At 43.4% G+C, this 22,756-nt stretch carries 31 protein-coding genes and 1 pseudogene; 22 read left to right on the forward strand and 10 right to left on the reverse strand.

Annotation, left to right across the window (positions count from 1 at the left end):
• The coding region (locus EWV84_RS04590) for a hypothetical protein (protein ID WP_287076743.1) at positions 1–226 on the forward strand (226 nt) is incomplete at its 5' end.
• Between the two features lie 52 nt (positions 227–278).
• On the opposite strand, the gene EWV84_RS04595 is transcribed toward EWV84_RS04590, so the two are convergent.
• Positions 279–731, reverse strand: coding sequence for an SRPBCC family protein (locus tag EWV84_RS04595; RefSeq protein WP_287076744.1), 453 nt, complete (start codon positions 729–731; stop codon positions 279–281).
• A gap of 104 nt (positions 732–835) precedes the next feature.
• Between EWV84_RS04595 and EWV84_RS04600 the strand changes: the two genes are divergently transcribed.
• From EWV84_RS04600 to EWV84_RS04610, 3 genes are all read left to right on the forward strand, one after another.
• Positions 836–1,198: a cupin domain-containing protein gene (locus EWV84_RS04600; RefSeq protein WP_286824396.1), complete on the forward strand. Its 363-nt coding sequence runs from the start codon at positions 836–838 to the stop codon at positions 1,196–1,198.
• Positions 1,199–1,203: 5 nt separating this feature from the next.
• The gene (locus EWV84_RS04605) at positions 1,204–2,043 is read left to right on the forward strand and encodes a prephenate/arogenate dehydrogenase (protein ID WP_287076745.1); all 840 of its coding nucleotides are present in this window, start codon (positions 1,204–1,206) and stop codon (positions 2,041–2,043) included.
• 73 nt (positions 2,044–2,116) lie between these two features.
• On the forward strand, positions 2,117–2,575 hold the full coding sequence (locus EWV84_RS04610; RefSeq protein WP_287076746.1) for a nitrate reductase associated protein: 459 nt from the start codon (positions 2,117–2,119) through the stop codon (positions 2,573–2,575).
• A 285-nt stretch (positions 2,576–2,860) separates the two neighbouring features.
• Here EWV84_RS04610 and EWV84_RS04615 read toward each other — a convergent pair whose 3' ends face one another.
• The gene (locus EWV84_RS04615; protein WP_286824399.1) at positions 2,861–3,052 is read right to left on the reverse strand and encodes a DUF2949 domain-containing protein; all 192 of its coding nucleotides are present in this window, start codon (positions 3,050–3,052) and stop codon (positions 2,861–2,863) included.
• 269 nt (positions 3,053–3,321) lie between these two features.
• Between EWV84_RS04615 and EWV84_RS04620 the strand changes: the two genes are divergently transcribed.
• Positions 3,322–4,299, forward strand: coding sequence for a glycosyltransferase (locus EWV84_RS04620; protein ID WP_287076747.1), 978 nt, complete (start codon positions 3,322–3,324; stop codon positions 4,297–4,299).
• A gap of 42 nt (positions 4,300–4,341) precedes the next feature.
• Here EWV84_RS04620 and EWV84_RS04625 read toward each other — a convergent pair whose 3' ends face one another.
• Positions 4,342–4,683 carry a toll/interleukin-1 receptor domain-containing protein gene (locus tag EWV84_RS04625; protein WP_287076748.1) on the reverse strand — a complete coding sequence of 114 codons (342 nt, stop codon included), beginning with the start codon at positions 4,681–4,683 and terminating at the stop codon, positions 4,342–4,344.
• A gap of 242 nt (positions 4,684–4,925) precedes the next feature.
• On the opposite strand from EWV84_RS04625, the gene EWV84_RS04630 reads away from it, so the two are divergent.
• The 4 genes from EWV84_RS04630 (at position 4,926) to EWV84_RS04645 (ending at position 7,820) form a co-directional block, all read left to right on the forward strand.
• Positions 4,926–5,354 (forward strand): hypothetical protein, encoded by a 429-nt coding sequence (locus EWV84_RS04630; RefSeq protein ID WP_287076749.1) that lies wholly within the window; start codon positions 4,926–4,928, stop codon positions 5,352–5,354.
• A 206-nt stretch (positions 5,355–5,560) separates the two neighbouring features.
• Positions 5,561–5,725 (forward strand): DUF4351 domain-containing protein, encoded by a 165-nt coding sequence (locus EWV84_RS04635; protein WP_286825926.1) that lies wholly within the window; start codon positions 5,561–5,563, stop codon positions 5,723–5,725.
• 70 nt (positions 5,726–5,795) lie between these two features.
• Positions 5,796–7,268, forward strand: a complete 1,473-nt coding sequence (locus EWV84_RS04640) for a BCD family MFS transporter (protein ID WP_287076751.1) — start codon at positions 5,796–5,798, stop codon at positions 7,266–7,268.
• 114 nt (positions 7,269–7,382) lie between these two features.
• Positions 7,383–7,820 carry a pentapeptide repeat-containing protein gene (locus EWV84_RS04645; RefSeq protein WP_287076752.1) on the forward strand — a complete coding sequence of 146 codons (438 nt, stop codon included), beginning with the start codon at positions 7,383–7,385 and terminating at the stop codon, positions 7,818–7,820.
• Between the two features lie 259 nt (positions 7,821–8,079).
• Here EWV84_RS04645 and EWV84_RS04655 read toward each other — a convergent pair whose 3' ends face one another.
• Entirely contained in the window at positions 8,080–8,997 is a 918-nt protein-coding gene (locus EWV84_RS04655; RefSeq protein ID WP_287076753.1) for a hypothetical protein, read from the reverse strand.
• Here EWV84_RS04655 and EWV84_RS04660 point away from each other — a divergent pair.
• Positions 8,990–9,382 (forward strand): hypothetical protein, encoded by a 393-nt coding sequence (locus EWV84_RS04660; protein ID WP_287076754.1) that lies wholly within the window; start codon positions 8,990–8,992, stop codon positions 9,380–9,382. The two genes, EWV84_RS04655 and EWV84_RS04660, sit on opposite strands and share 8 nt — an antisense overlap.
• A 172-nt stretch (positions 9,383–9,554) precedes the next feature.
• Here EWV84_RS04660 and EWV84_RS04665 read toward each other — a convergent pair whose 3' ends face one another.
• On the reverse strand, positions 9,555–10,439 hold the full coding sequence (locus EWV84_RS04665) for an all3515 family Zur-repressed PEP-CTERM protein (protein WP_353737482.1): 885 nt from the start codon (positions 10,437–10,439) through the stop codon (positions 9,555–9,557).
• Between the two features lie 128 nt (positions 10,440–10,567).
• Positions 10,568–10,843 carry a hypothetical protein gene (locus tag EWV84_RS04670; RefSeq protein ID WP_287716428.1) on the reverse strand — a complete coding sequence of 92 codons (276 nt, stop codon included), beginning with the start codon at positions 10,841–10,843 and terminating at the stop codon, positions 10,568–10,570.
• A gap of 160 nt (positions 10,844–11,003) precedes the next feature.
• Between EWV84_RS04670 and EWV84_RS04675 the strand changes: the two genes are divergently transcribed.
• Positions 11,004–11,615, forward strand: coding sequence for a hypothetical protein (locus EWV84_RS04675; protein WP_287076755.1), 612 nt, complete (start codon positions 11,004–11,006; stop codon positions 11,613–11,615).
• A 25-nt stretch (positions 11,616–11,640) separates the two neighbouring features.
• Here the strand turns inward: EWV84_RS04675 and EWV84_RS04680 are convergent, their stop codons facing one another.
• Complete coding sequence (locus tag EWV84_RS04680; RefSeq protein WP_287076756.1) at positions 11,641–12,006, reverse strand: hypothetical protein; 366 nt, start codon at positions 12,004–12,006, stop codon at positions 11,641–11,643.
• A gap of 84 nt (positions 12,007–12,090) precedes the next feature.
• On the opposite strand from EWV84_RS04680, the gene EWV84_RS04685 reads away from it, so the two are divergent.
• The 5 genes and pseudogenes from EWV84_RS04685 to EWV84_RS04705 all read left to right on the forward strand — a co-directional run.
• Positions 12,091–12,342, forward strand: a complete 252-nt coding sequence (locus EWV84_RS04685; protein ID WP_287076757.1) for a DUF2283 domain-containing protein — start codon at positions 12,091–12,093, stop codon at positions 12,340–12,342.
• Positions 12,343–12,408: 66 nt separating this feature from the next.
• Positions 12,409–12,633 carry an AbrB/MazE/SpoVT family DNA-binding domain-containing protein gene (locus EWV84_RS04690; RefSeq protein ID WP_012267820.1) on the forward strand — a complete coding sequence of 75 codons (225 nt, stop codon included), beginning with the start codon at positions 12,409–12,411 and terminating at the stop codon, positions 12,631–12,633.
• Positions 12,634–12,637: 4 nt separating this feature from the next.
• Positions 12,638–13,045: a type II toxin-antitoxin system death-on-curing family toxin gene (locus EWV84_RS04695; protein WP_287076758.1), complete on the forward strand. Its 408-nt coding sequence runs from the start codon at positions 12,638–12,640 to the stop codon at positions 13,043–13,045.
• A 221-nt stretch (positions 13,046–13,266) separates the two neighbouring features.
• Positions 13,267–13,497, forward strand: coding sequence for a hypothetical protein (locus EWV84_RS04700; protein WP_287076759.1), 231 nt, complete (start codon positions 13,267–13,269; stop codon positions 13,495–13,497).
• An 8-nt stretch (positions 13,498–13,505) separates the two neighbouring features.
• Positions 13,506–13,757: pseudogene (locus EWV84_RS04705) on the forward strand (CHAT domain-containing protein); the annotation flags it as partial.
• Between the two features lie 44 nt (positions 13,758–13,801).
• Here the strand turns inward: EWV84_RS04705 and mnmG are convergent.
• On the reverse strand, positions 13,802–15,709 hold the full coding sequence (gene mnmG, locus EWV84_RS04710; protein ID WP_287076761.1) for a tRNA uridine-5-carboxymethylaminomethyl(34) synthesis enzyme MnmG: 1,908 nt from the start codon (positions 15,707–15,709) through the stop codon (positions 13,802–13,804).
• A gap of 449 nt (positions 15,710–16,158) precedes the next feature.
• On the opposite strand from mnmG, the gene EWV84_RS04715 reads away from it, so the two are divergent.
• Positions 16,159–17,586 (forward strand): cytochrome ubiquinol oxidase subunit I, encoded by a 1,428-nt coding sequence (locus EWV84_RS04715; protein ID WP_287076762.1) that lies wholly within the window; start codon positions 16,159–16,161, stop codon positions 17,584–17,586.
• Between the two features lie 8 nt (positions 17,587–17,594).
• Positions 17,595–18,608 (forward strand): cytochrome d ubiquinol oxidase subunit II, encoded by a 1,014-nt coding sequence (gene cydB, locus EWV84_RS04720; protein ID WP_287076763.1) that lies wholly within the window; start codon positions 17,595–17,597, stop codon positions 18,606–18,608.
• Between the two features lie 82 nt (positions 18,609–18,690).
• Here cydB and EWV84_RS04725 read toward each other — a convergent pair whose 3' ends face one another.
• On the reverse strand, positions 18,691–19,185 hold the full coding sequence (locus EWV84_RS04725; RefSeq protein WP_046663150.1) for a phosphoribosyltransferase: 495 nt from the start codon (positions 19,183–19,185) through the stop codon (positions 18,691–18,693).
• A gap of 22 nt (positions 19,186–19,207) precedes the next feature.
• Entirely contained in the window at positions 19,208–19,441 is a 234-nt protein-coding gene (locus EWV84_RS04730) for a hypothetical protein (RefSeq protein ID WP_002771307.1), read from the reverse strand.
• Positions 19,442–19,521: 80 nt separating this feature from the next.
• On the opposite strand from EWV84_RS04730, the gene EWV84_RS04735 reads away from it, so the two are divergent.
• From EWV84_RS04735 to EWV84_RS04750, 4 genes are all read left to right on the forward strand, one after another.
• On the forward strand, positions 19,522–20,211 hold the full coding sequence (locus EWV84_RS04735) for a lecithin retinol acyltransferase family protein (protein ID WP_287076764.1): 690 nt from the start codon (positions 19,522–19,524) through the stop codon (positions 20,209–20,211).
• Between the two features lie 311 nt (positions 20,212–20,522).
• The gene (locus tag EWV84_RS04740; RefSeq protein WP_041804354.1) at positions 20,523–20,759 is read left to right on the forward strand and encodes a hypothetical protein; all 237 of its coding nucleotides are present in this window, start codon (positions 20,523–20,525) and stop codon (positions 20,757–20,759) included.
• An 82-nt stretch (positions 20,760–20,841) separates the two neighbouring features.
• Positions 20,842–22,005, forward strand: coding sequence for a GuaB3 family IMP dehydrogenase-related protein (locus EWV84_RS04745; protein ID WP_287076767.1), 1,164 nt, complete (start codon positions 20,842–20,844; stop codon positions 22,003–22,005).
• A 239-nt stretch (positions 22,006–22,244) separates the two neighbouring features.
• Positions 22,245–22,756, forward strand: a 512-nt coding sequence (locus EWV84_RS04750; protein ID WP_502705758.1) for a nuclease/transposase family protein, incomplete at its 3' end; no start/stop codon positions are given.

The following is a 22,756-nucleotide window of genomic DNA, read 5'->3' on the forward strand; positions in this document are numbered from 1 at the left end:
GATAAAAACAGCAATCATAAAAAGCAAATTCTTGAATCATAAAAAGCAAATTCTTGACATTTATCAGGTAATTATTTTTATTAGTCAATATTCTACACAACTCAGGCTAGATAAGCAAGGTAGCTCACCACTACTATCGGATCACTACCCTGCGTTCAAACCGCGTGGGGGAATTTTAGTACAAATGCTCACCACCCTCTCCCTGCTCCCTGCTCCCTGCTCATAGACAGTCTTAACGAGCAATTTAGATAGTCAACAGCTTACTGCCGATTATTACCTCACCTTGGCGGCGTATTATTGACAATATTGAGAGCATAAAGGCGAAAACGCTCTAGATCGGCTTGCAGGGTTGATTCCACCACTCGACCGAGGAAAAGATTATCCATCAATTTTCCTAACCAACCTGGTATAGCATAGGCTGCTGTCAGTCGCACAATACTCCTACCATGACGGTCATAAAAACGAATTGTCCCGCGGTTAGGCAACCCGTCCACGGATTCCCATTGAATCATCTGGTGGGGGACAATTTTCAGTATCCGTGACAACCAAGTAAATTCTAGACCACCACTGGCTAACTTCCAACGGGAAAGCTCTGGCTCCTCCTCGAGAATTTTCACCGATTCGATCCATTTCATCCACTGGGGCATTTGTTCTAAATCTGACCAGAGCTCCCAAACCAGATCGATCGGTGCGTCCACTTCTACCTGTACACTATGTTCTAACCAAGTCATTCGTTAATTCTGGCGATGCTGAATATTTCTATGATAACGGCTATTAGTCTTTAGCTTTTGACTCAATGATAAAATAAAAACAATCTTCGAGGTTTAATTTTACTATGTTAATCAGAAAACTGCTCGAATGTGAGGAATTCATCGCCGGTGATCATACCCGATTGCGCGAGTTATTGCATCCCGATAAACAGCCGTTAAATCTACGTTATAGTTTAGCCCACGCCCAGGTAGATGTGGGAGAAACTTCTACTCCCCACGCTTTAAAAACGGCGGAAGTTTATTATATTTTGCAAGGACAAGGGGAAATGCACATCGATGAGGAAGTGCAGTTAGTGACTGTCGGTGCTGCCATTTATATACCTCCTCTAGCTAAACAATATATTCATAATTGTGGGGAGGAACCCTTAATTTTCTTGTGCATTGTCGATCCTGCTTGGCGACTAGAAGACGAAATTATCTTTGAGTAAACCTAATGAATATTGGCATTATTGGACTGGGTTTAATTGGTGGTTCCTTGAGCTTAGATTTCCGCTCACAAGGTTATAAAGTTTTGGGAGTTTCTCGTCAACAATACACCTGTGATATCGCTGTACAAAAAGGAGTGGTAGATGAATCTAGCACCAGTTTAGAATTATTAGCTACTGCCGATTTAATCTTTATCTGTACTCCTATACATTTAATTGTGCCAACTTTGGAAAAATTAACTCCCTATTTAAAAACCCAAACCATTGTCACCGATGTGGGATCAGTTAAAGGGGCAATTGTAGCCAATTGTTGCCAATTGTGGCCAAATTTTGTCGGTAGTCATCCCATGGCTGGGAAAACCGAACAGGGAATTAATGCAGCACAATTTGGTTTATTTGTCAATGCCCCATACCTGATTACTCCCCTTGAATCTACCCCTAACTTTGCCGTGGAAATCTTAACTGAAATCGTGCAGAAATTAGGCTGTAAAATTTATTATTCCTCCCCCGAAGAACACGATCGAGCCGTGGCATGGATTTCCCATCTGCCAGTAATGATTAGTACCAGTTTAATCCAAGCTTGTGCGAAAGAACAAGACCTGAATATTCGCCAATTAGCGGAAAATTTAGCTAGTTCTGGTTTTCGCGATACCAGTCGCGTCGGTGGTGGCAATCCCGAATTAGGTTTAATGATGGCTAAATACAATCGTCAAGCTTTATTGATATCTTTAGCAAATTATCGGCAAAATCTTGATCAAATTGTTGACTATATTGCAGGAGAAAAATGGCAGGAAATAGAGGAAATTCTCGTTTCTAGTCATCAATATCGAGCCAATTTTATCCAATAAAATACCATTTTGCCCAGCAATTATCCCGCGGCACTGTATCATAGATTTATACTCAGCAAACCAATAAAATGATATGACCACCTTTTTCGACTTTGAAGCCGAATTTGTTGACTCCTTACGTTGTATCCCAATGACCGTGAGAATGAAACTAGATACCTGTGGAGTTAAATTAAAATTATCCCATTGGATGCAGTTGAGTCAACCGGAAAGAATGGTATTAGTTAATATGACTTGTACGACGGCAGCAGAAGCCAAAATCTATCGAGATTTTCTGCAAAAATTAATCGCCGAAAAAACTGGCAATCCCCCGGAAGAACTAGCAATAGATCCCGATCCTGCTTGGCTAGATGATAGCCAGATTCCCGATACAGTCCGAGAAAAAGCCAGAGAATTCCAGATCGAAATTAGTTTAGAACAATGGCAAAAATTGCCCCCATCCCAACGGTTTGCCCTGATTAAACTCAGTCGTCCGGGTCATGAAAATCTCAACTTCTATCCGGCCATGAAAGAGTTCCATATAGTCGATGCCTAACTCAAGAACCTATGCTATATTAAGTTTGTTTCTACCTTACTTTCATGACAAGCAAAAAGGCGATCGAGGCGAGAAATTAGTATTTTATACCAGATCAATCTCGAATTAAAACGGGGGGAAATAGCGGATGATAGCTGGTTTAATTAGTCCCAGCAAAGGTGAGATTTTCTGCCAGGGCAAACCTTAACGGGACTTAATAAATAAATTGCAGGAACTCGCTGCTCTGGAACTTGGTCAATTCTCTTAATAAAAATGATAATTAATGAGCATATTCTTGGAAAATAATTATACAGTTTCCAGCCAGTCAAAAACTTGATTCAATTGCGACAAATCGATTAAACCGTACTGCCACAGAACCATCGGTAAAGAACCCACTGATGCTTCACAGAGACGCACAGCCATATCGAGGGAACGGGGGGAAATTGCTAATTTTTCCAAGAGGAAAGTGCGGAGTTGTTTTTGTTGATGAGCTTCCATGATTAAGGATCATTGGTAATGATAATCGGATTATTGAATAACTTATCCTCTATTAAAAAGAGATGCTTCCCTCACGGGGATCACCCAATTGGGTGATTTTGTCCACCAATCGGAATAATTTAAGAATTTATCCATAATATGTCCTACTATCCCGAAATTGCTAGTGGGGATATCAACACTTCCTTCACTTAGAAAAACGAGAAAGGGGAACTTTTGGGATAAGCTATTGATAACCTAGTTTTTGATCGAGTAGGAGAGAATTTCCCTCAATGAGTCATGTTCCTCAAGTTTCCGTGATTATTCCTTGCTATAATCAAGGTCGCTATCTTGATGATGCGATCACATCTGTTTTAGTGCAAACATACCAAAACTTTGAAATCCTGATCGTTGATGATGGATCCACAGAACCAGAAACCATCGAGATTTTACAAGATTATCAACAGCCAAAAACCCGGATCATCCGCACAGAAAATCAAGGGGTTGCCACAGCCAGAAATCTAGGAATTGCCCAAGCGCAAGGAACCTATATTCTTCCCCTTGATGCCGATGATAAAATTGCCGATTCCTATCTAGAAAAAGCGGTTACTTTGCTAGAAGGTAATGAGCAATTAGGTATAGTTTATTGCGAAGCGGAGTATTTTGGGGATAGACAAGGAATTTGGTCGCTGCCTGAGTATAAATTTCCTGATATATTAGTAGATAATATGATATTTTGCTCCGGTTTGTTTCGGAAATCCGACTGGGAAACTGTGGGGGGCTATAATACTAATTTAATTTATGGTTGGGAAGATCACGATTTCTGGCTATCTCTGATCGAATTAGGTCGAGAAGTCTATCGTATCCCGGAAGTGTTATTTTTCTATCGACAAAAAGCTGATTCTATGAGTCGCTCAATGACCGCAGAACACTATATTTATTCCTATACCCAACTTTTTTATAATCATCCCCAACTTTACTCCCAAAATATCCAAGCCATTTTTGCTGCTTTAGTTACCTTAAAAGTCGATATATTCGCTCAGTTGGAACAGGCTAGAGAACGAATTAAACAATTAGAAATTCATGAACAAGAATTGCAACAAGAATTGCAAAAAACCCAATTGGATTATCGAGAAAGAGACGAGGAATTACAAAAAGCTGACAGTAAAATAGCCGCCATGGAAAAAAGTAAATTCTGGCAAATGAGAAGAGTTTGGATTAAAATGCAAAAATTGCTAGGTTTGCTGGAAAAAGACCCAATTTATTCCTAATGGAACTTGAACGCTAAACAAAGATCGAATCGATTATAATCATCACAGAGTAAGCACTTTACGATTTGACTTCTGGATCACGGTGTAAAGATTTAGATCGTCGATAATTCCTCGCCGGTTGGTGAGTCCTCCCTGTTTCATGGTTTCTTCTAGTTCGTTACTTTGGGTTTCCCAGTATTGAGTGCATTTTAGTCGGTCTTTGGGGTTGTAGATTTTGGCATCGGGGAGGACAATGGGGAAGATGCAAGCGTAGAAATCTCCATTTTTTGCGCTCTCGATTAACTCGAACATACAGTTAGACGATTTGAGGTATTTATCGCTAATGACGAGGAGAACACAGTTTCCCCCTAATCTTAATGAGCAACTAATTAGGGTTTGCGGCAAAAAGTTTTTCGGTGGTGGTAGGGTGTGGGGTGTGGGGTGTAGGGTTTTACCGATTTTGAGGGGCTCAATTACCTAATTTTCAGGGAAAAAGTCCCTGAATTTTCCCCCTGAACACTCCCAGACGAGGCACTTTTTGATTGACAAAAAGTCTAAAAGTCTTACCCAACAAGGTTTTTAGATTTATTCAGCAAGCTCTAATTACTTTTGCCTATAATTTAGCAACGAGAAACGAATATATCCAGATGAGCTTAAGTAATTTTATTGAAAACTTCCAATTAATTTTTGATAATTTTGAGCAGAAAAATAGTCAACAAGATAAATATATAAGTGAGATTCGTGGTAATTTAATTGATCATAAAACTTGCTTGGATAACATAAAACAAGCAATAATCGATGTCAAAAATGATCTATATAATATAATATCTATCCCATTGCTAGTTCATAGTAGTAACACAAAAAGTCAGCTTTTAGAATATTCTTCAAAAAGAAATAAGCAATACAGCTTAAGACTTATTTTAGAAATCAGCAAACATTTGTTGGCAACCGAAAGTGACACTGAAATACCGCCGATAAATACTTATTTTACAAGGATGATAATTGATGCTAACGTGGCCTTTGAAGCCGTAGTCAATAATGATATGGATAAATTCAGAAAATGGATAATACAATAGGAAAATATTAGCAAAAGTAGCCCCAAAAATTGATAATATCGAGGGTAGAACTGAAAAAAGCAATTTAGCCGCCGCTACAGCAATTCTGGCGGGGTTAGTATTCAAGTAAGGAAATCATCAGAAGCTTATTAAGAGAAGAAATTATGCGCGAATCAGTCATTTATCAGGATATCCGGGAAAAAGGAAGACGATAAGAAGCGGTTTCTTTGATTCTACGGCTACCTAACCGTCGTTTAGGTGAAATATCCTCAACTGTAAGCCAACAAATCCGAGAACTATCTCCAGAACAATTAGAAACTTTAGGAGAAGCGCTGCTTGATTTTGCCAGCTTGACATATCTGACCACTTGGTTATCGGAGATAGAAACTTAAATCCCCAGAAGATGTCTGCTCGTCCTGCGTTAAATTTTTAAATACTGGCTTTTTTTGTATTGATTTAACCATGGCTACCAGCGATATCTCCAATTCTGCTCACTCATCCCCAAAAACCCTGCCAAAACTGGGACTTTTCACCATGTTTCGCTTAGGACTCTTTCAAATGGGACTAGGTATTATGTCCCTGCTGACTTTGGGGGTTCTCAATCGGATTATGATCGATGAGTTAAAAGTTTTACCCTTTCTCGCCGCAGCTGCGATCGCTATGCACCAGTTTGTTAGTCCAGCGCGCATCTGGTTTGGGCAAAGATCCGATGGTAAAACTATTTTTGGTCATCATCGCAGCGGTTATGTCTGGATTGGGGCGGCAGTTTTTACCGCTTTAGCTTTTATTGCTTTGCAAGTAGTCTGGCAATTGGGACTTAGTATTCAAACTTCGGGATGGAGTACCATTTCCTACGCCTGGATTGCCCTCTTAGCCTTAATTTTCGCCCTCTACGGACTGGCTTTAAGCGCCAGTTCTACCCCTTTTGCTGCCCTCTTGGTGGATGTGTCCGATGAAGATAATCGATCGCAATTAGTTGGTATAGTTTGGTCAATGCTAATGGTGGGAATTGTCGTCGGGGCGATCGTTAGTTCTCGTTTGCTGGATACTCCCAATATCTGCGGTACAAATATTTTGACCTATGATCCGACCCAATCAGCCCCTATAGCCAATATTCCGCAACTACAGGCGAATATTAACCCCGTGTTCACGATTATGCCCGCTATCGTTTTCGGTCTCTGCATTTTAGCGACTTTTGGCGTAGAAAAAAAATATTCTCGTTTTAGTAGTCGGTCCACTCTTGTGCAAAGAGAGGATCAAATTACCTTCAAAGATGCCCTACAAGTTCTCACCGCTAGTCGGCAAACCGGTTTATTTTTCACCTTCCTGCTGATGATGACTTTGAGTTTATTTATGCAGGATGCAATTATGGAACCCTTTGGCGGCGAGGTTTTTGGGATGTGTATCGCCCAAACCACCCAATTAAACGCTTTTTGGGGAACCGGAACCCTTTTTGGTATTGCTGCCACGGGATTTATGCTCATTCCCCGCATCGGTAAACAAAAAACCACTAAATATGGCTGTATTTTTGCAACAATTTGTTTTATTCTCTTGATTTTTGCCGGCTTTTCTGCTAGTCAGAGTTTATTAAAATCAAGCTTGCTCTTTTTCGGTTTAGCTTCGGGAATGATTACTGCCGGAGCTACCAGTTTAATGTTAGATTTAACCGCCGCCGAAACCGCGGGAACTTTTATCGGCGCTTGGGGATTATCACAAGCGATCGCAAGGGGATTGGCCACGGTTTTAGGCGGTACGATTTTAAATATCGGTAAAGTTGTCTTTTCTAGTCCGGTTTTAGCCTACAGCTTAGTTTTCCTCGTGCAAGCATTGGGAATGATCCTGGCAGTTTGGTTATTAAGTCGCGTCGATGTCAAAGAATTTAAGGAAAATGCCCGATCAGCGATCGCAACGGCGATGAAAGGGGAGATCGACTAGCAAAAGCAAGAAAAAGTGAGATAACAGGAGAATTAGCCCGATCGGGGGAAGTTGCTCAGCAGCTTTTTTCCTATCCTAAAAGTAGAGAAGAAAACGAAAGAGGAGGCTAAAACGATGAAAAGGACTTTAATGATTGCCCTAGGTTCCCTAGCTTCCTTACTGCTGATTAACCCCGTCGGTGCGGAAAATCCTCAACAGCTACAACAATTATTGAATACGCAGGAATGTCCGGGCTGTGATCTCCGCGGTGCAGATTTAAGGGGGGCGCATCTAATCGGTGCTGATTTGAGAAAAGCGAATTTACAGGGAGCTAATCTGGAGGAAGCTAACTTAGAGGGCGCAGATTTGACCGATGCCAATCTAGAAGGCGCAAATTTGACCGCAGCTTTTCTGACTAATGCCAGTTTGAATCAAGCTGATCTCGATGGAGTCAATTTCACCAGTGCCGTGATTTATGATGCCGATGTGACAGGTGCATCGATGGAGAGAATTAACTTGACAAATGCTCAGATTTATGGCACTGGCATCGCTGTCGGTGGTGGCAATCCCTAGATAGGGCGGGCTGAATAAGCATAAAAACCTTGTGGGGTAAGACTTTTAGACTTTTTTCCCCCAAAAAGTGCCTTAGCTAGGAGTGATTGGGAGGAAAATTCAGCTACTTTTTTCCTGAAAATTGGTAAAACCCCACACCCCACACCCTACACCCCACACCCTGTCCCCACTAAAAGACTTTTTCAGCAAACCCTAGCTAAAGAACGTCAATTTTAACTCTTGTTAAGCGATCACTTTTGATAATTTCCCCGATTGAGTCTCACTGGGATTCTGGGACATCTGGCGCGATAATCAACAATTGTCCCTCCTTATCCTCGCGAATGGCTAGAATCGCCGGACGTTCATTTTCTGCCGACTGAGGGGATAACCCGCGAAAAACATAAGTCCAATTATTATTTTGGATTAATAACCGCCAAACTCGCGGGGGATTGACTTTACTATCATTCGTTTCTTTTCCCCGCAGCTCTTCGAGTAATTTAGTCTCACCGATAATTCGATAACCTTTGAGAGAAGGATCGGTAAAAACATCCTCCGGATTCCGACCGATCGCTATCTGTTTTTCCGGTAAAACTAAAGTGATAACTGGTAAGGTAGAACTATCATTAACTGCATCGCGACGGGCATCGATCGATCCCTGAGTTCGGGCTAACCAAAAAAGAATAATTAATAGCCAAATAACAGCGATCAAATCTTTTCGGAGAGATTTGGGAATTCCCCGAACTAATAAACTTAGGAACTGAAATTTTTGATGAAATTTCCGTTTAGATTGACTGACAATTGAATAGGATGGCAGGGGAGACAAAATCCAGAGGGTAAATTGAATCGCGAAGGCAACGGCAACCAGCGCCAGAAACGTTCGCAGCAACGCCCCGAAATCGCCACAGAAGACCTGTATCGGCACAAAAAGGAAGGAACGCAAGGGCAAGTCCAGACGGTTAATCTCAAGGCGAAACCAGCCGAAATAGGCCCACCGATAGATCCATCCCGTAAAATAGAGAAAAATCCCCAGCAAACCGAGAAGACTGGCGAAGGTTCCTAGTATCTGTGTTCCGGGAGGGGGAGAATTCCGATCGCTCACGGCAAAATGTCCCTGATTGGCGTTTTTGATCGCTATCCTACTCGATCGGGTTCTATCGCCAGTTATTTGTATTTTATCAAGGAGAATAACCATGTCCATCGACGATCCCCGACAAGTTCGTTTTTTAATTGAGAAAATGGAAGCGAGTTTACCAATCCCTGTGCGTGCAACTCCCGAAACGTTAAAACTAGCTGAAACAAAAGGCGAGCGATACAAACCCGATCACCAGTTTTCGATCAATAAAATTTTCTACACGGGAGACGAGGGGGGAATTATTTGTTCCCTAAAAAATGAATTGGGAAAACAAACGGGTCTTGTCTGTTCTTTAACCCATCTACGCATCGATAACGATCATCCGTTAGCGGCAGATATTCAATCCTACCAGAAAAAGCGATCGATGCGGATCGCACTACAGGATGGCAAAACCGGAAAAGCCCTCCGTATTGCCAAACAAAACCGCCCGAACAAAGGTTTCGGAAAGTAAAAATATATTGACAAAAACCGCAGGTTGGGTTACGAGTAGTGCTAACCCACCGCGTCCAATTATATTCGGGGAATAGGAATTTGATTAGTTGTCTCCCTGGGATGTTATTCCTACGCAGGTTCCCTACAATGGTAGGTCGTTAGATTAGAAAAGTCCTAACATTTTGGACGGATTATCGGCTATTTTTCTTTTTTTGCCTTTTTACTCCGCCGAGAAGACCGAGCGAACCCAAGAGAACGATTCCGGGCAAGGTAGAGGATTCGGGAACCGGTTGGAAATCGAGGCTAAAGGTTCCCGATGGTAATAGCGGGGTACGACCGTTTGCGGTATTCGTATCCACGAAGCGAAAGGTAGCGGAATAGGTTCCTAACGGCGCGTTCCCATCTGTTGAAAACACGGGAGTGAAAGCGAACCAATCTCCTTGCCCGATAACATAAGTATCGTTGACCGCGTTAAACAAATTTATTCCCGAAGCGTCCGTTACCGTCAAACCGGGCGTGATATCGATTAATTGTAGGGCGATCGTCGCCTCGTCTCCCAACAAGTCCTTCCAGCGACCGTTTCCCGTATTATAAATTGCGTTCACGTAAGGATCGGCGAGATCGTCGGTTAAATGGGCGACCGGACGTATTTTCAAATCAGAATACATATGAGCGTCCGTTTTCTGGCTAATATTCTTTCCCGCAAAAACGCCGCTACCCGGAAACAGGGGGATCGGGGGTAGGTCGAACCGTGTTTCGGGCAATCGGTTATTGGTACTGGTCTCTACCACTGTCGGATTCGTTGCCTCCCCCGTGTAACTATAAATACCGATGGCGTGGAAATGACTGATCTCGACGGGTTCATGTTGATGCGGGAACAGAAGCGATAGTCTCCCGTAGTTCGGATTGGCCAGAGCTTTATAAGTCCCGCCGGCTAGAGTCGGGAGTCCGTCTATCCCGACCATAATATGATGATGACTACTATGGGATTGGGCGAGGCTCGCGGTCGAACTAAGAAAGACGGCGGAAATCGAGACGAAAAAGGCATTTAAAACCTTATTAGTCAAAATAAACATATATTTTGTCAGAGATTTTGTTATACCTATTGTAATAAAGACTTTTCTGGAATTCAACAGACAGCGTGTCGTAGACAGGTGGCGCGTCTCTCCATAACCGCATGAGTATCTAAAACTGCTTTTAACACTTAAAGATCCTCTGCCGTAAAATCTCCCCACGCTTCTCGTCGGGTTTTATCGATATCTTCAGCCGAGGGAGCCTGTCCTAAATCGGCGCATATACCCCATAAAGATGGACGGGGTTGATTAACTTCTGCCGATTCCGATGCCATTTCTGCGGTAATTTTTTCGATCAGTTGCCGTTTCTCGATCGAGGATAATTTTTCCACCCACCGCATTAGCTCTTGTAGAGTCATATTTCTATCGCCCACCGCGTGAAGGAGTAGCTTTATAAGTTTTAACATAAAGAGAAGATAAAACGCTTCTCCTTTGACAATCCCGACGCTAAAATATGAAAAAAAACTCTAGAAAAAACCCCAGGGTGGGTTACTACTACTCCTAACCCACCGCATCCAAGATTGAAAACAGAACCAACCAAATCCCGATCATTCAGGCAAGGTAAAGATGAAAAAACTCTACCCAATAATAACCGCAACTAGCCTAGTTTTTATCGCCTCTCTTGCGGGCTATCATCTACCAGCCACCGGCGATCGATCTCCCGTAATCCCCGTATTCATACCGGATGATACAGGCGATCGATCTCCCGTCAAGAAAATTCCCGTATTCATGCCGGATGATACAAAAGTATCTTTAAAAAATGGCACTTCTCTATCCGGGAGATTAATCAAGTTCGATTCGCAAGGGAAAAAGATCGCTTTAGGGAGAGATTCAAAAACAAAAGAAGTGGCAATGAAAGAGATCAAACAGATAGAGTTTCAAGGGAAAGTAATTATCAAAGAATCCCAATCTCCTGTCCTTAGTGAACCACTACTACGACAACCCCCACAACCGGCTAGCTACCACTACCAACAACAGAATAGAGAACGCTGGCAGGAACCCCTACAAAACTTCAGAATTGTTGATGTTAATGAAGGAAAAGCAGAAGTAACTTTAACCTCGCTAAACCCTCGACAAATAGGATATATATCGGATGTATTGCGTAACAGTCTCTACGTTGTCGAGGAAATTAAATTCAACCCCTCGGACAAAATTGAGATTCAAGTAAACCCGCATTAAAATTCACCAAAGAGAGGTAAATTTTTTAGGCAATTAAGGAAGACTTTAAATGGGAAAGTTGGCTGATATATTGTTCGATAATTTTTGGTAATAGTGGATCGTTTAAGGTCGGGTTAGCGAGGTCAAAAATGATGTCATTGATGAGAGCTTCGTAATCTGTTTCATAGGCGATATCTTCTCTGCATTCGATGGCATCGGCCCAGTTTTCTAGGTCAGTGGCAGATAGAGCGTTATTGAGATAGCGATCAAGAATCTGGAGCAAATGCTCTTTTTTTAGGGTGATAATTGCTTCGCTACTGTCCCAAGGAAAGGTTTTTAGGATAGGTAGGATAGTTGATAGGGGTTGGTCAAAGTTGACTAGGGCGTTAAGATATTCTTGTCTAGTTTTCATGGGTATTTTTGTTTGATGCGAACAATATAGTAATTATAATCTTTTGGTAATTGTCCATTTTGAACGCCGATTAAAGGGGAAACTATGAAAATAGACTACGATCGAGCCTCTAATGCCGCCTATATCCGTCGTTTTGAGGGAAAGGTTATGGATTCCGAGGAGGTCGCGCCGGGGATTGTCTATGATTACGATGAGACGGACAGGGTTGTGGGGATCGAGATTTTAGGGGTCAAGCAGAGAACGGCCGAACAATTCAAAAATATTGATTTTCCGTTGGAAGAGAGTGAAAAACAAGAGATTAGACAATGGTTCGGAAAGTTAATACTAAATTGTTAAGTGATGTGAGAAATTCAGGAAATATGGGAGGTGCTATAATTGATATATTTACTCAGTCAAAAAACGATGATTAAGTTAAAAGTCACAACGGTAGGGAACTCTATGGGGGTGATTTTCCCGAAAGAGTTGGTGGAGAAGCTGCGCCTTAGTAAAGGCGATATGCTCTACGTCTTGGAAACGCCGAATGGCTTTGAGCTTACACCCTACGACCCCGAATTTGTCCAGCAAATGGAAGTGGCGGAGGAAGTGATGCGCGAAGACTGGAATGTTTTGAGAAAGCTGGCAACTTAGGCTCATGAACCAGCTAATCTGGATAGCTGATGGGGTAGCTCTCGCGATTCATCACCGCCAAATAGCCGAGCATGGTGGATTAGAGGGTATTCGAGATGAGGGGTTGCTAGAAAGCGCACTTTCCCGACCGCAAAATCTTCTGGCTTATTCTGAGTCGCCTCCTGACATGGCTTCTTTGGCAGCAGCCTACGCTTATGGGATTGTCAAGAATCACCCTTTTGTAGATGGGAATAAGAGAACGGCCTATGTAGTGACGAGGACTTTTCTCAGGCTCAATGGCTACGATCTTCAAGCTTCTAGTCAAGAAAAATACCAGATATGGATCGATCTTGCTGTTGGTAAGCTCTCAGAGGAAGAATTAGCTGATTGGATTAGGAAACATTTATTAAAGATTCCTCTAATGTCGGGTTAGCGAGGGGAAAAATCATGTCATTGATGAGATCTTCGTACTTAAATAGGGTCTGCTGAAAAAGTTTTTCGGTGGGGGTAGGGTGTGGGGTGTGGGGTGTGGGGTGTAGGGTTTTACCGATTTTCAGGTGGTCAACTACCTAATTTTCAGGGAAAAAGTACCTCATTATTCAGCAGACCCTAAATAGGACTGTTATCGCATTAAATTTAACAAGAGAGTTCAATATGATTACCTTTGAAAACGCGCTGGAGTTGGTTAGTCAATTACCAAGGGAACAGCAAGAAATGTTAATCGAGATTGTTAAAAAGCGGTGTGTGGAGGGAAGAAGACAGGAGTTTTTGAGAGAATGTCAGGAGGGTTTGACAGAGTATCGGTCTGGTAATCTCCAACCGATGACAGTAGAAGATGTGATCGCGGAGTTAGATCGTTATTTGAAGGATTCTGAAGACGAATGAGGGAAATGTTAGCTTACGTCCTAGAAAGAGCCGGCGCTAAATCAGTAATTGCCAGTCTTTGGAGCGCGCCTGATGGCATAGAATTAGAAGACAAATCCTATGAGGCAATTACTTCGATTATGATGGCTAAATTCTATCAGAATCTCCAGAAAGGAATGAACAAAAGCGAAGCGATGAGAGAGGCAAAACTAAGCATGATTGAAAAATATCCCCATCCTTATTTTTGGTCGCCTTTTATCCTCATCGGTGCTGCCAATTAAACGGGCGATAAGAACTTTTGATCGCTGATAATCAGGATTATTCCCTAACTTTTAACTCCCGACATCTGCCGCATTTCTAGATACACCAGCAAAGCGTTAATATCGGCGGGATTGACTCCGCCAATTCGCGAGGCTTGGCCAATGGTGGCGGGTTTAATTTTTGTTAATTTTTCCCTAGATTCCATTGACAAAGTTTCGATTTTCATGTAGTCAATATCGGGGGATAAATGTCGGTTACTGTGGCGACTAATTTGGTCGATTTGATTTTGTTGTCGTTTCAAATAACCGGAATATTTAATCTCAATTTCTACCCCTTCTCTTTCGGCTAAATTTAAATCGGGATTACCTAAACCATAACGATCGAGATCGAGATAATGGAAGTTAGGACGACGCATTAAATCCGCTAAAGAGAGAGAACCTTTGATTTTTTGTTCCGTATCCTTAACGATGGCAATTGCCACCTCATCCCGTTCTTTAATTCTCGTTTCGTGTAAGCGTTCTTTTTCAGCGATAATATTAGCTTGTTTAGTTTGGAATAATTGCCAACGTCGGTCATCAATTAAGCCAATTTCTCGCCCTAAAGGTGTTAATCTTTGATCAGCATTATCCGATCGCAATACTAAGCGATATTCGGAACGACTGGTTAACATTCGATAGGGTTCCCGCAGATCCTTGGTACACAAATCATCGACCAAAGTTCCGAGATAACTTTCCTCCCGGGGAAAAACAATTAACTCTTTTCCTAAAGCAAACCGCGCCGCATTAATCCCCGCCACCAGTCCCTGGGCTGCCGCTTCTTCATAACCAGTAGTCCCGTTAATTTGTCCCGCACAAAATAACCCCTCAATCTTCTTCGTCATCAGGGTTGGATAACACTGAGTTGCCGGTAAATAATCGTATTCCACTGCATAGGCAGCACGCAACATCACACAGTTTTCTAAACCGGGTAAAGTCCGCAGCATGGCTAATTGAACATTTTCCGGCAGTCCCGTAGAAAACCCTTGGATATAAAGTTCGGGAATATCGCGCCCTTCTGGTTCGATAAAAATTTGATGACTTTCTTTATCGGCAAAACGGACGATTTTATCCTCAATACTGGGACAATAACGCGGACCTTTGGAGTCAATAAAACCGCCATAAATGGGGGATAAATGTAAATTATCTCTGATTAATTGATGAGTTGCCGCCGTGGTGCGGGTGAGATGACAGTTCATTTGTTCTCGTTCGATCCAGACATCGGGATCAAAACTAAACCAACGTACCTCGTCATCGGGCGGTTGCGGTTCCATACGGGAGTAATCCACCGAACGCTTATCCACACGGGCAGGAGTGCCAGTTTTTAGGCGACCGGTCTCGAATCCGAGACGATTTAGGGTATCTGTTAAACCCACCGCCGCAAATTCGCCCGCGCGTCCGGCTGCCATAGACTTGCCGCCGATCCAGATTTTGCCGCCTAAAAAAGTGCCAGTGGTTAAAATGACGGCTTTAGCGGCGAAACAAGTGCCGAAATAGGTTTCTACCCCTAAAACTTGCTCATTTGCCCCTAAAATCAGGTCTGTGGCCATGCCTTCCCGAATAACCAGATTTGCTTGGGTTTCGACAATACCTTTCATAATTGCCGCGTATTCCCGTTTATCGGTTTGGGCGCGTAGGGCCCAGACTGCCGGCCCGCGAGAGGCATTAAGAACCCGTTTTTGCAGATAGGTGCGGTCGGCCATTTTGCCAATTTCGCCGCCTAAAGCGTCCACTTCGTGGGTTAATTGGGATTTAGCCGGACCACCGACGGCGGGGTTACAGGGTTGCCAAGCGATTTTATCGAGATTAAGGGTGAGGAGAAGGGTGCGACAACCGAGACGGGCGCAAGCTAGGGCCGCTTCACAGCCGGAATGGCCCGCCCCGACGACGATGACATCAAATTCATCTTGAAAGTCTGCGGCTGAGGAGAAAGTCATACTCGATCGAGGGGAAAATTAATTAATCAGGCTAATATTCTAGCAATTTTTCTGAGTTTTCCCTCAAATATAATACAAGGTTACTAATCAATTATATCTGGCTGAATAAATCTAAAAACCTCGTTGGGTAAGACTTTTAGACTTTTTGTCAATCAAAAAGTACTGGATATGGGAGTGAGCGGGGGGAAAATTCCGGGACTTTTTCCCTGAAAATTAGGTAGTTGACCACCTGAAAATCGGTAAAACCCCACACCCCACACCCCACACCCTGCCCCCAGGGAAAACTTTTTCAGCAACCCCTAATTAAGGTCATTGACTAACACCAAAGCGATCGCATAAATCTAAAAACAATCTATATAATTCCTATTTAACCTTGCCTTTTCAGGGCATTACTGGCTAAGTATTATAGGTGCTTATGATATCTTCACGATCGTTTAAAGATTATAATCATGGATTTACTTGCCAATCCCGTCGCTTTGTCGCGGATACAATTCGCCCTTACCGCTATTTTCCATATGCTTTGGCCGGTGTTAACCACTGGTATGGGAATTTATCTAGTTATTGTCGAAGGATTATGGCTAAAAACTCGCAATCCTGACTACTATCATCACGCTCGCTTCTGGGCAAAACTCTACATTCTCAATTTCGGCATTGGAGTTGCTTCTGGTTTACCCATGGCCTTCCAGTTTGGCATGAATTGGGCGCCTTTTTCGGAAGCAGTGGGGGACTTTTTCGGAACTATCCTCGGTTTCGAGGGAACCATGGCCTTTATGCTAGAGGCTAGTTTTCTGGGAATTATGCTGTTTGGTTGGGGACGAGTTCCCCCGTTAATTCACTTCCTAGCGACAATTCTCGTCGCTTTTGGGGCTAATCTTTCCACTTTCTGGATTTTAACCGCTAATTCTTGGCTGCAAACCCCTGCTGGCGGCATTTTCGTGGATGGTAAATTTATCGTTCAAGATTACCTACAAGCGATTCTCAATCCCTTCATGGTTAATAGTTTCCTGCATATGTTTTTCGCTACTCTGGAAACTTCTCTTTTCGTCATTGGTGGGATTAGTGCTTGGTATTTGCTCAATAAACGTCACATTAGCTTTTTTAGTCGTTCTCTCAAAATTGTTCTTACTCTAGCGATTGTTATCGCTCCCTTGCAAATTTTTGTCGGTCATCTTAGTGCCGAACAAGTGTATCACTATCAACCGGCTAAATTAGCCGCCATGGAAGCGCAATGGGAAACCATTCCCGCAGGAGAAACTGCCGGTTGGAGTTTGGTCGCTTTACCCAAGGATAAAGCGGAGACAAATAGCTGGGAAGTGAAGATACCTAATGCTTTGGGTTATCTTTTGGAGTTAAAACCCAAGTTATCGGAACCTGTTCTCGGCTTAAAAACGTGGAAATACGAAGATAGACCGCACATGGTGGGGCTAATCTATTATTCTTTCCGGATTATGGTCGCTATCGGTCTTTTTCTTGCGTCTTTAATGGCTGTAACTGTCGGGCAATGGCTGCGCGGTCAATTATCTAACGAAAAAATCGACAGTCAAAAATGGTTACTACGCGCTTGGGTTTTTGCTGCCCCCCTGGGTTATCTTGCAGTGGAAACCGGTTGGATTGTCCGTTGTGTCGGTCGTCAACCCTGGACAGTTTACAATCAAATCCGGACGGTGGATGCAGCTTCTCATCTACCTGCGGGCGAGATTTTAACCTCTTTAATCGGAATTACGGCGATTTATGTGGTTTTCTTGGTTTCTGCTCTCTATTTCGGCAGTCGTATTATCCGTCAGGGACCAAATCTTAACTTACCACTGCCGGGGACTCAAGAGGAAAAAGTGACCTCACCAGAACTAAATCCTCGTTCCCTAGAAGCGCAACAATAGGAGGAACTATGGAACCTTTACAGTATTTTCTGCCACAAATTTGGTTTTTTATTCTGGGATTATTTCTATTTCTCTACGTCCTTCTCGATGGTTTTGACTTGGGGGTGGGAATTCTTTCCCTGACTTCCTCCTCCGAGAAGCGTCGCAGTATTTTAATGACCAGCTTGGGCAATGTTTGGGATGCTAACGAAACTTGGATTGTCTTGATGGGGGGTTCCCTGTTTGGGGCGTTTCCCCTAGCTTACGGGACAATTTTAAACGCTTTATACCTGCCTGCTGTGATTATGGTGGTGGGGCTATTATTTCGGGCTGTTTCCTTCGAGTTTCGTGAACATTCTCGTCGCAAGTTGTTCTGGAATTATGCCTTCGGACTCGGCAGTTTTTTGGCCGCTTTGGGGCAAGGATTCGCCCTCGGTGCGGTTTTTGAGGGCATTAAAGTGGATGAATTGGGTCATTTTGCCGGCGGCCCCTTTGATTGGTTAACATGGCGATCGATTCTAGTGTCTCTAACTTTAATCCAAGCTTATGTTTTAGTGGGTTCCACTTACCTAATTCTGAAAACTACAGGTAATTTACAGGAAGTTCACTATAAAACGGCAAAAATTGCCGCTATTACCACTTTTATCGGTGCTGTCTTTATCACCATCAGTACGCCGCTGCTTTCTGACCATATCCGTCAGCGTTTATTTGATCCTCGACTAATTTACATCTTTATCCTCATCCCGATTTTAGCTGTGCTGTTACTGGGTTTATTATTGCGGAGTTTGCAACTAAAGGAAGAAAACACCCCCATGGTCTGGACAGTATTGCTGTTTATGCTCTCTTTTCTCGGTTTGGGATTGTTGATTTTTCCCGATATTATTCCCCCGTCAGTGACAATTTATCAAGCGGCGGCCGCCCCTAGTTCTTTGGTGTTTATGCTGACTTTTGTGGGGTTTTTAATACCAATTTTACTAGCCTATACAGTTTATAATTACATCGTTTTTCGGGGCAAAATTACTGCTGAATCCTACGGAGAATAGATGACGTTGCCGATTTCAGATATGAATCTTCTTTGGTGGTATTTTTAAGGGGAAACTCTCTACCGCTGATGCTAAACTGAATTTATTCTAGGAGGTCTTTGGGTGTAATTAACTCGTAACGCTCGAAGGGTTGATGAATCCAAGGATTATCGGGGTAATATTCCACATAATAGTCAGGTTTGATTCTTGATGCCGCTTTGTACCAGATCACCGCAGTTTTGATATTGGTAATCCCGTATTTTTCCTGTAACAAAATCGAGGTTTTTTGGAGAGTGATTCCCGAATCGACTAAATCATCCACTAATAACAAGGGACTCTTTAATTGGGCTTCGATCATGGCTAAATTTGAGGAAATAGTTAATTCTCCCCGAATTTGATGATTTTGCCCCCCGTAGGAAGCAGCGTAGAGAATGGCTAGGGGTTGACGAAAAAGACGACAGAGAATGTCACCAACGCGCAATCCTCCCTTAGCTAAACAGACAATCTGAGCAAATTGCCAACCAGAATGATCGATTTTTACTGCTAATTTTTCGATCAGACGATGGTATTCATCCCAAGAAACATAGACATCGGCCATATTTTACATTCCCGATTGAGAATTACTTATTTTCCGCAGGTCGATCACTACTCCAGGCCCACCAAACTCGATCGCATTGACAATGATAGAATTCCTGCCATTTACGTCGAGAATCTTCTCCTAAAACGGGAGCGCGGCGATTGATCCAAACGGCCTGAGCTTCTTTAGCTTTTGCCCCACAGTAAGGACAACAAAAATTGTAGGCGTGAACAGCATTCTCTGTCCAGTCAGGGGGAAAGGGACTAAAAGCATCCATAATCTCTAAAATATAAGATTAATAACTAGAAAAACTGGGTCAATAGATAATCTCCTTGTTTACTTTATCACTAAAAAAATATGGCTAAAGGGGATCAAATATACGCTTATCGGCAATTGCTCAATCTTCAGGGTGTTTATGCTCATCATGGCATCGATTGCGGTGATGGTAGCGTCATTCATTACCGAAAACCGAGCGAGATTGTCGAACGAACTTCCCTAGAAACTTTTGCTAGGGGCGGTAAAATCTATGTGGTGCGCCATGTAGAGGTGGGATTTTCCTTTATCCCCGATGTGGTGGTAGAAAGGGCGCTAAGTCGTCTGGGGGAGCAGAAATATAATCTTCTTTTTAACAACTGCGAACATTTTGCCACTTGGTGTAAGACTGGTATTAGCAAAAGTCAACAGATAGAAGAATTTATCCCGATTATTACCCATTTACAAGCGGTGGGACTCTACGAACCTCTGAAAAAATCCCTAATCGGAGCCGACCCCAACAATGCCCAAACCCTGTTAAAAGGGGCTTTAAGCAATCTTAAGGTTAGTTGGGATGAAATTCACCCCCAGTACAAAAAAGCCATTCAAGAAGCAGAAACATGGAATCGAGTAGCGATCGAAGCTTTAAGCAGAAATCGCGATGATTTAGCCCGGGAAGCCCTGAAACGCAAGGTAGAAGCCAAAAAACAGGCAAAACGCTATCAGGAACAATTGGATCAAATAGCGGCGATGACCGAAAATGTGCTTAAAAGTCTGGTGATTGCTAACGGTTAGTCTGGATTTCAGTAGGGTTGGCTGAATAAATCTAAAAACCTTGTTGGATAAGGCTTTTAGACTTTTTTCCCCTCAAAAAGTGCTGACCATTGGAGTGATCGGGGGTAAAATTGAGGTACTTTTTCCCTGAAAATTAGGTAACTGACTACCTCAAAATCGGTAAAACCCTACACCCCACACCCCACACCCCACACCCTGCCCCCACCAACAAACTTTTTGCCGCAAACCCTAAGTAAACTGTTCAGTATCTAACCCTATGCCGATTGCCTCGGTTGATTCCTATCCAAATCAGGTAATTTTAGTTGCTCGCCATGGAAATCTGGATTATTTTACGTTTTTCAATCGCCGCTGCCATTATCGCTTTAGTTTGCTGGTCTTTAGCCAGTGCCGTGCGCGATAGTTGGCAAGTTGCCCGACGAATGCACTCCATCCCTTGCTCCCACTGCCGCTACTTTACCAACGATTATCGCCTCAAATGTAGTGTACAACCCAGGAGCGCCAACACCGAACAAGCGATCGACTGCGGCGATTATTTTCCCAGGGCCTAGTCAGCCATAATACCGAAAAGCTTTTCGAGATGGTGCGAAATTTGCTAGTCTAGGCTAAATAGGTCTGAAATAGTATAGAAACGTGGATACAATTATTGGTCGGGGCAAAACAGCCCGTAGAGCTTACGGTATCGATGAAATCGCACTTGTACCCGGAGTGCGAACCCTCGATCCTAGTTTAGCCGATACCCGTTGGTCTCTCGGTAATATCGAGCGGGAAATCCCGATTATCGCCAGCGCTATGGATGGGGTGGTGGATACTAAAATGGCTGTCCTTCTCTCCGAGTTGGGGGCGCTAGGGGTACTAAACCTCGAAGGAATTCAAACCCGTTACGAAGATCCTAACCCGATTCTCGATCGCATTGCGGCGGTCGGCAAATCAGAATTCGTCGGTTTAATGCAGGAACTCTACGCAGAACCGATTAAACCGCAACTAATCGAACTTCGTATCCAAGAAATTCAAGAAAAAGGCGGTATTGCGGCAGTTAGCCTCACCCCAGCCGGTGCCGTCAAATACGGTGCTATCGTCGCCCAAGCAGCGGCCGATATTCTCTTTGTCCAAGCAACCGTTGTTTCCACTGCCCATTTATCCCCGGAAGCTATCACCCCCCTCGATTTAGTACAACTGTGCCAAGAAATGCCCATTCCCGTGGTTTTGGGCAACTGCGTCACCTACGAAGTCGCCCTTAACCTGATGAAAACCGGGGCAGCCGGGGTTTTGGTCGGTATCGGTCCCGGGGCTGCCTGTACTTCTCGCGGCGTTTTAGGGGTGGGAGTTCCCCAAGCCACTGCTGTGGCCGATTGTGCCGCCGCTAGGGACGATTTTTTCCAAGAAACCGGTAAATACGTCCCCGTTATTGCCGATGGCGGCATTATTACCGGCGGTGATATCTGCAAATGTATCGCCTGTGGCGCCGATGCGGTGATGATTGGTTCTCCCATTGCCAGGTCCGTGGAGGCCCCTGGCCGCGGTTTTCACTGGGGTATGGCCACACCTAGCCTAGTTCTACCCCGGGGGACCCGAATTAGCGTGGGCAGTACGGGAACTATTGCCGAAATCCTCGTTGGACCGGCAAAATTAGATGATGGTACTCATAACCTCTTGGGGGCGCTGAAAACCAGTATGGGAACTTTGGGTGCTAAGAACTTAAAGGAAATGCAACAGGTGGAAGTGGTGATTGCCCCTTCGCTGCTGACGGAGGGGAAAGTCTATCAAAAGGCCCAGCAGTTAGGTATGGGTAAATAAAAGTTATCGGTGAACAGTGATCGGTTATCTGCTTCTCGGGGCAGTTTTTGATTTTTGCCGGAGATGGATTTTCCCCTTGGGATTACCTAAAATGTCGGATGAATGCCCCCGCTACATTTTTCGACAAGATACTCAACAAAATTAGCGGGGGATGAAATCCGACCAGAATATCAACACCATCTGTGGGTAAACGGCGAACTCTGTTATACTTAACCTAGCCAAGGGTCGAGGATTGTTAGATGCTAGTCGTAGAAGCAAAGCTAAAAAACGGGACACCAGAACAATATCACCGGCTTGATGAAGCAATTAGAACATCTCAGTTTGTGCGTAACTCTTGTGTTCGTTATTGGATGGACAATCAAGGGACAACTCGCAATGATCTCCAAAAACTTTGTGCGGTACTAGCTAAGAATAAAGAGACACCTTGGGTTAATAAATTAAACTCTCAAGCTCGTCAATCGGCTGCTGATAGAGCTTGGCAATCAATTAATCGGTTTTATCAGAATTGTCATGCTAAGATACCAGGGAAAAAAGGTTTTCCTCGGTTCAAAAAGCATAGCCGTTCGGTTGAATACAAACTAACAGGCTACCAACTATCAGATGATAGACGTAAAATTAAGTTCACCGATGGCTTTAAAGCAGGAGAATTTGATTTATGGTGTAGTCAAAAAACCTTAGTTTATTATTCAGAACAACAGATTAAACGGGTAAGAGTTGTTAGACGTGCTGACGGTTATTATTGCCAGTTTTT

Origin of the sequence: Microcystis sp. M_QC_C_20170808_M3Col, assembly GCF_007095505.1 — a bacterium.
In the GTDB taxonomy this organism is placed as follows: domain Bacteria; phylum Cyanobacteriota; class Cyanobacteriia; order Cyanobacteriales; family Microcystaceae; genus Microcystis.

Bases quoted from the DNA above. Each gene is read 5' to 3' on its own strand.
- EWV84_RS04595 (WP_287076744.1), bottom strand. From the start codon at position 731: ATGACTTGGTTAGAACATAGTGTACAGGTAGAAGTGGACGCACCGATC.
- EWV84_RS04600 (WP_286824396.1), top strand. From the start codon at position 836: ATGTTAATCAGAAAACTGCTCGAATGTGAGGAATTCATCGCCGGTGAT.
- EWV84_RS04605 (WP_287076745.1), top strand. From the start codon at position 1,204: ATGAATATTGGCATTATTGGACTGGGTTTAATTGGTGGTTCCTTGAGC.
- EWV84_RS04610 (WP_287076746.1), top strand. From the start codon at position 2,117: ATGACCACCTTTTTCGACTTTGAAGCCGAATTTGTTGACTCCTTACGT.
- EWV84_RS04615 (WP_286824399.1), bottom strand. From the start codon at position 3,052: ATGGAAGCTCATCAACAAAAACAACTCCGCACTTTCCTCTTGGAAAAA.
- EWV84_RS04620 (WP_287076747.1), top strand. From the start codon at position 3,322: ATGAGTCATGTTCCTCAAGTTTCCGTGATTATTCCTTGCTATAATCAA.
- EWV84_RS04630 (WP_287076749.1), top strand. From the start codon at position 4,926: ATGAGCTTAAGTAATTTTATTGAAAACTTCCAATTAATTTTTGATAAT.
- EWV84_RS04640 (WP_287076751.1), top strand. From the start codon at position 5,796: ATGGCTACCAGCGATATCTCCAATTCTGCTCACTCATCCCCAAAAACC.
- EWV84_RS04645 (WP_287076752.1), top strand. From the start codon at position 7,383: ATGAAAAGGACTTTAATGATTGCCCTAGGTTCCCTAGCTTCCTTACTG.
- EWV84_RS04660 (WP_287076754.1), top strand. From the start codon at position 8,990: ATGTCCATCGACGATCCCCGACAAGTTCGTTTTTTAATTGAGAAAATG.
- EWV84_RS04655 (WP_287076753.1), bottom strand. From the start codon at position 8,997: ATGGACATGGTTATTCTCCTTGATAAAATACAAATAACTGGCGATAGA.
- EWV84_RS04665 (WP_353737482.1), bottom strand. From the start codon at position 10,439: ATGTTTATTTTGACTAATAAGGTTTTAAATGCCTTTTTCGTCTCGATT.
- EWV84_RS04670 (WP_287716428.1), bottom strand. From the start codon at position 10,843: ATGTTAAAACTTATAAAGCTACTCCTTCACGCGGTGGGCGATAGAAAT.
- EWV84_RS04675 (WP_287076755.1), top strand. From the start codon at position 11,004: ATGAAAAAACTCTACCCAATAATAACCGCAACTAGCCTAGTTTTTATC.
- EWV84_RS04680 (WP_287076756.1), bottom strand. From the start codon at position 12,006: ATGAAAACTAGACAAGAATATCTTAACGCCCTAGTCAACTTTGACCAA.
- EWV84_RS04685 (WP_287076757.1), top strand. From the start codon at position 12,091: ATGAAAATAGACTACGATCGAGCCTCTAATGCCGCCTATATCCGTCGT.
- EWV84_RS04690 (WP_012267820.1), top strand. From the start codon at position 12,409: ATGATTAAGTTAAAAGTCACAACGGTAGGGAACTCTATGGGGGTGATT.
- EWV84_RS04695 (WP_287076758.1), top strand. From the start codon at position 12,638: ATGAACCAGCTAATCTGGATAGCTGATGGGGTAGCTCTCGCGATTCAT.
- EWV84_RS04700 (WP_287076759.1), top strand. From the start codon at position 13,267: ATGATTACCTTTGAAAACGCGCTGGAGTTGGTTAGTCAATTACCAAGG.
- mnmG (WP_287076761.1), bottom strand. From the start codon at position 15,709: ATGACTTTCTCCTCAGCCGCAGACTTTCAAGATGAATTTGATGTCATC.
- EWV84_RS04715 (WP_287076762.1), top strand. From the start codon at position 16,159: ATGGATTTACTTGCCAATCCCGTCGCTTTGTCGCGGATACAATTCGCC.
- cydB (WP_287076763.1), top strand. From the start codon at position 17,595: ATGGAACCTTTACAGTATTTTCTGCCACAAATTTGGTTTTTTATTCTG.
- EWV84_RS04725 (WP_046663150.1), bottom strand. From the start codon at position 19,185: ATGGCCGATGTCTATGTTTCTTGGGATGAATACCATCGTCTGATCGAA.
- EWV84_RS04730 (WP_002771307.1), bottom strand. From the start codon at position 19,441: ATGGATGCTTTTAGTCCCTTTCCCCCTGACTGGACAGAGAATGCTGTT.
- EWV84_RS04735 (WP_287076764.1), top strand. From the start codon at position 19,522: ATGGCTAAAGGGGATCAAATATACGCTTATCGGCAATTGCTCAATCTT.
- EWV84_RS04740 (WP_041804354.1), top strand. From the start codon at position 20,523: ATGGAAATCTGGATTATTTTACGTTTTTCAATCGCCGCTGCCATTATC.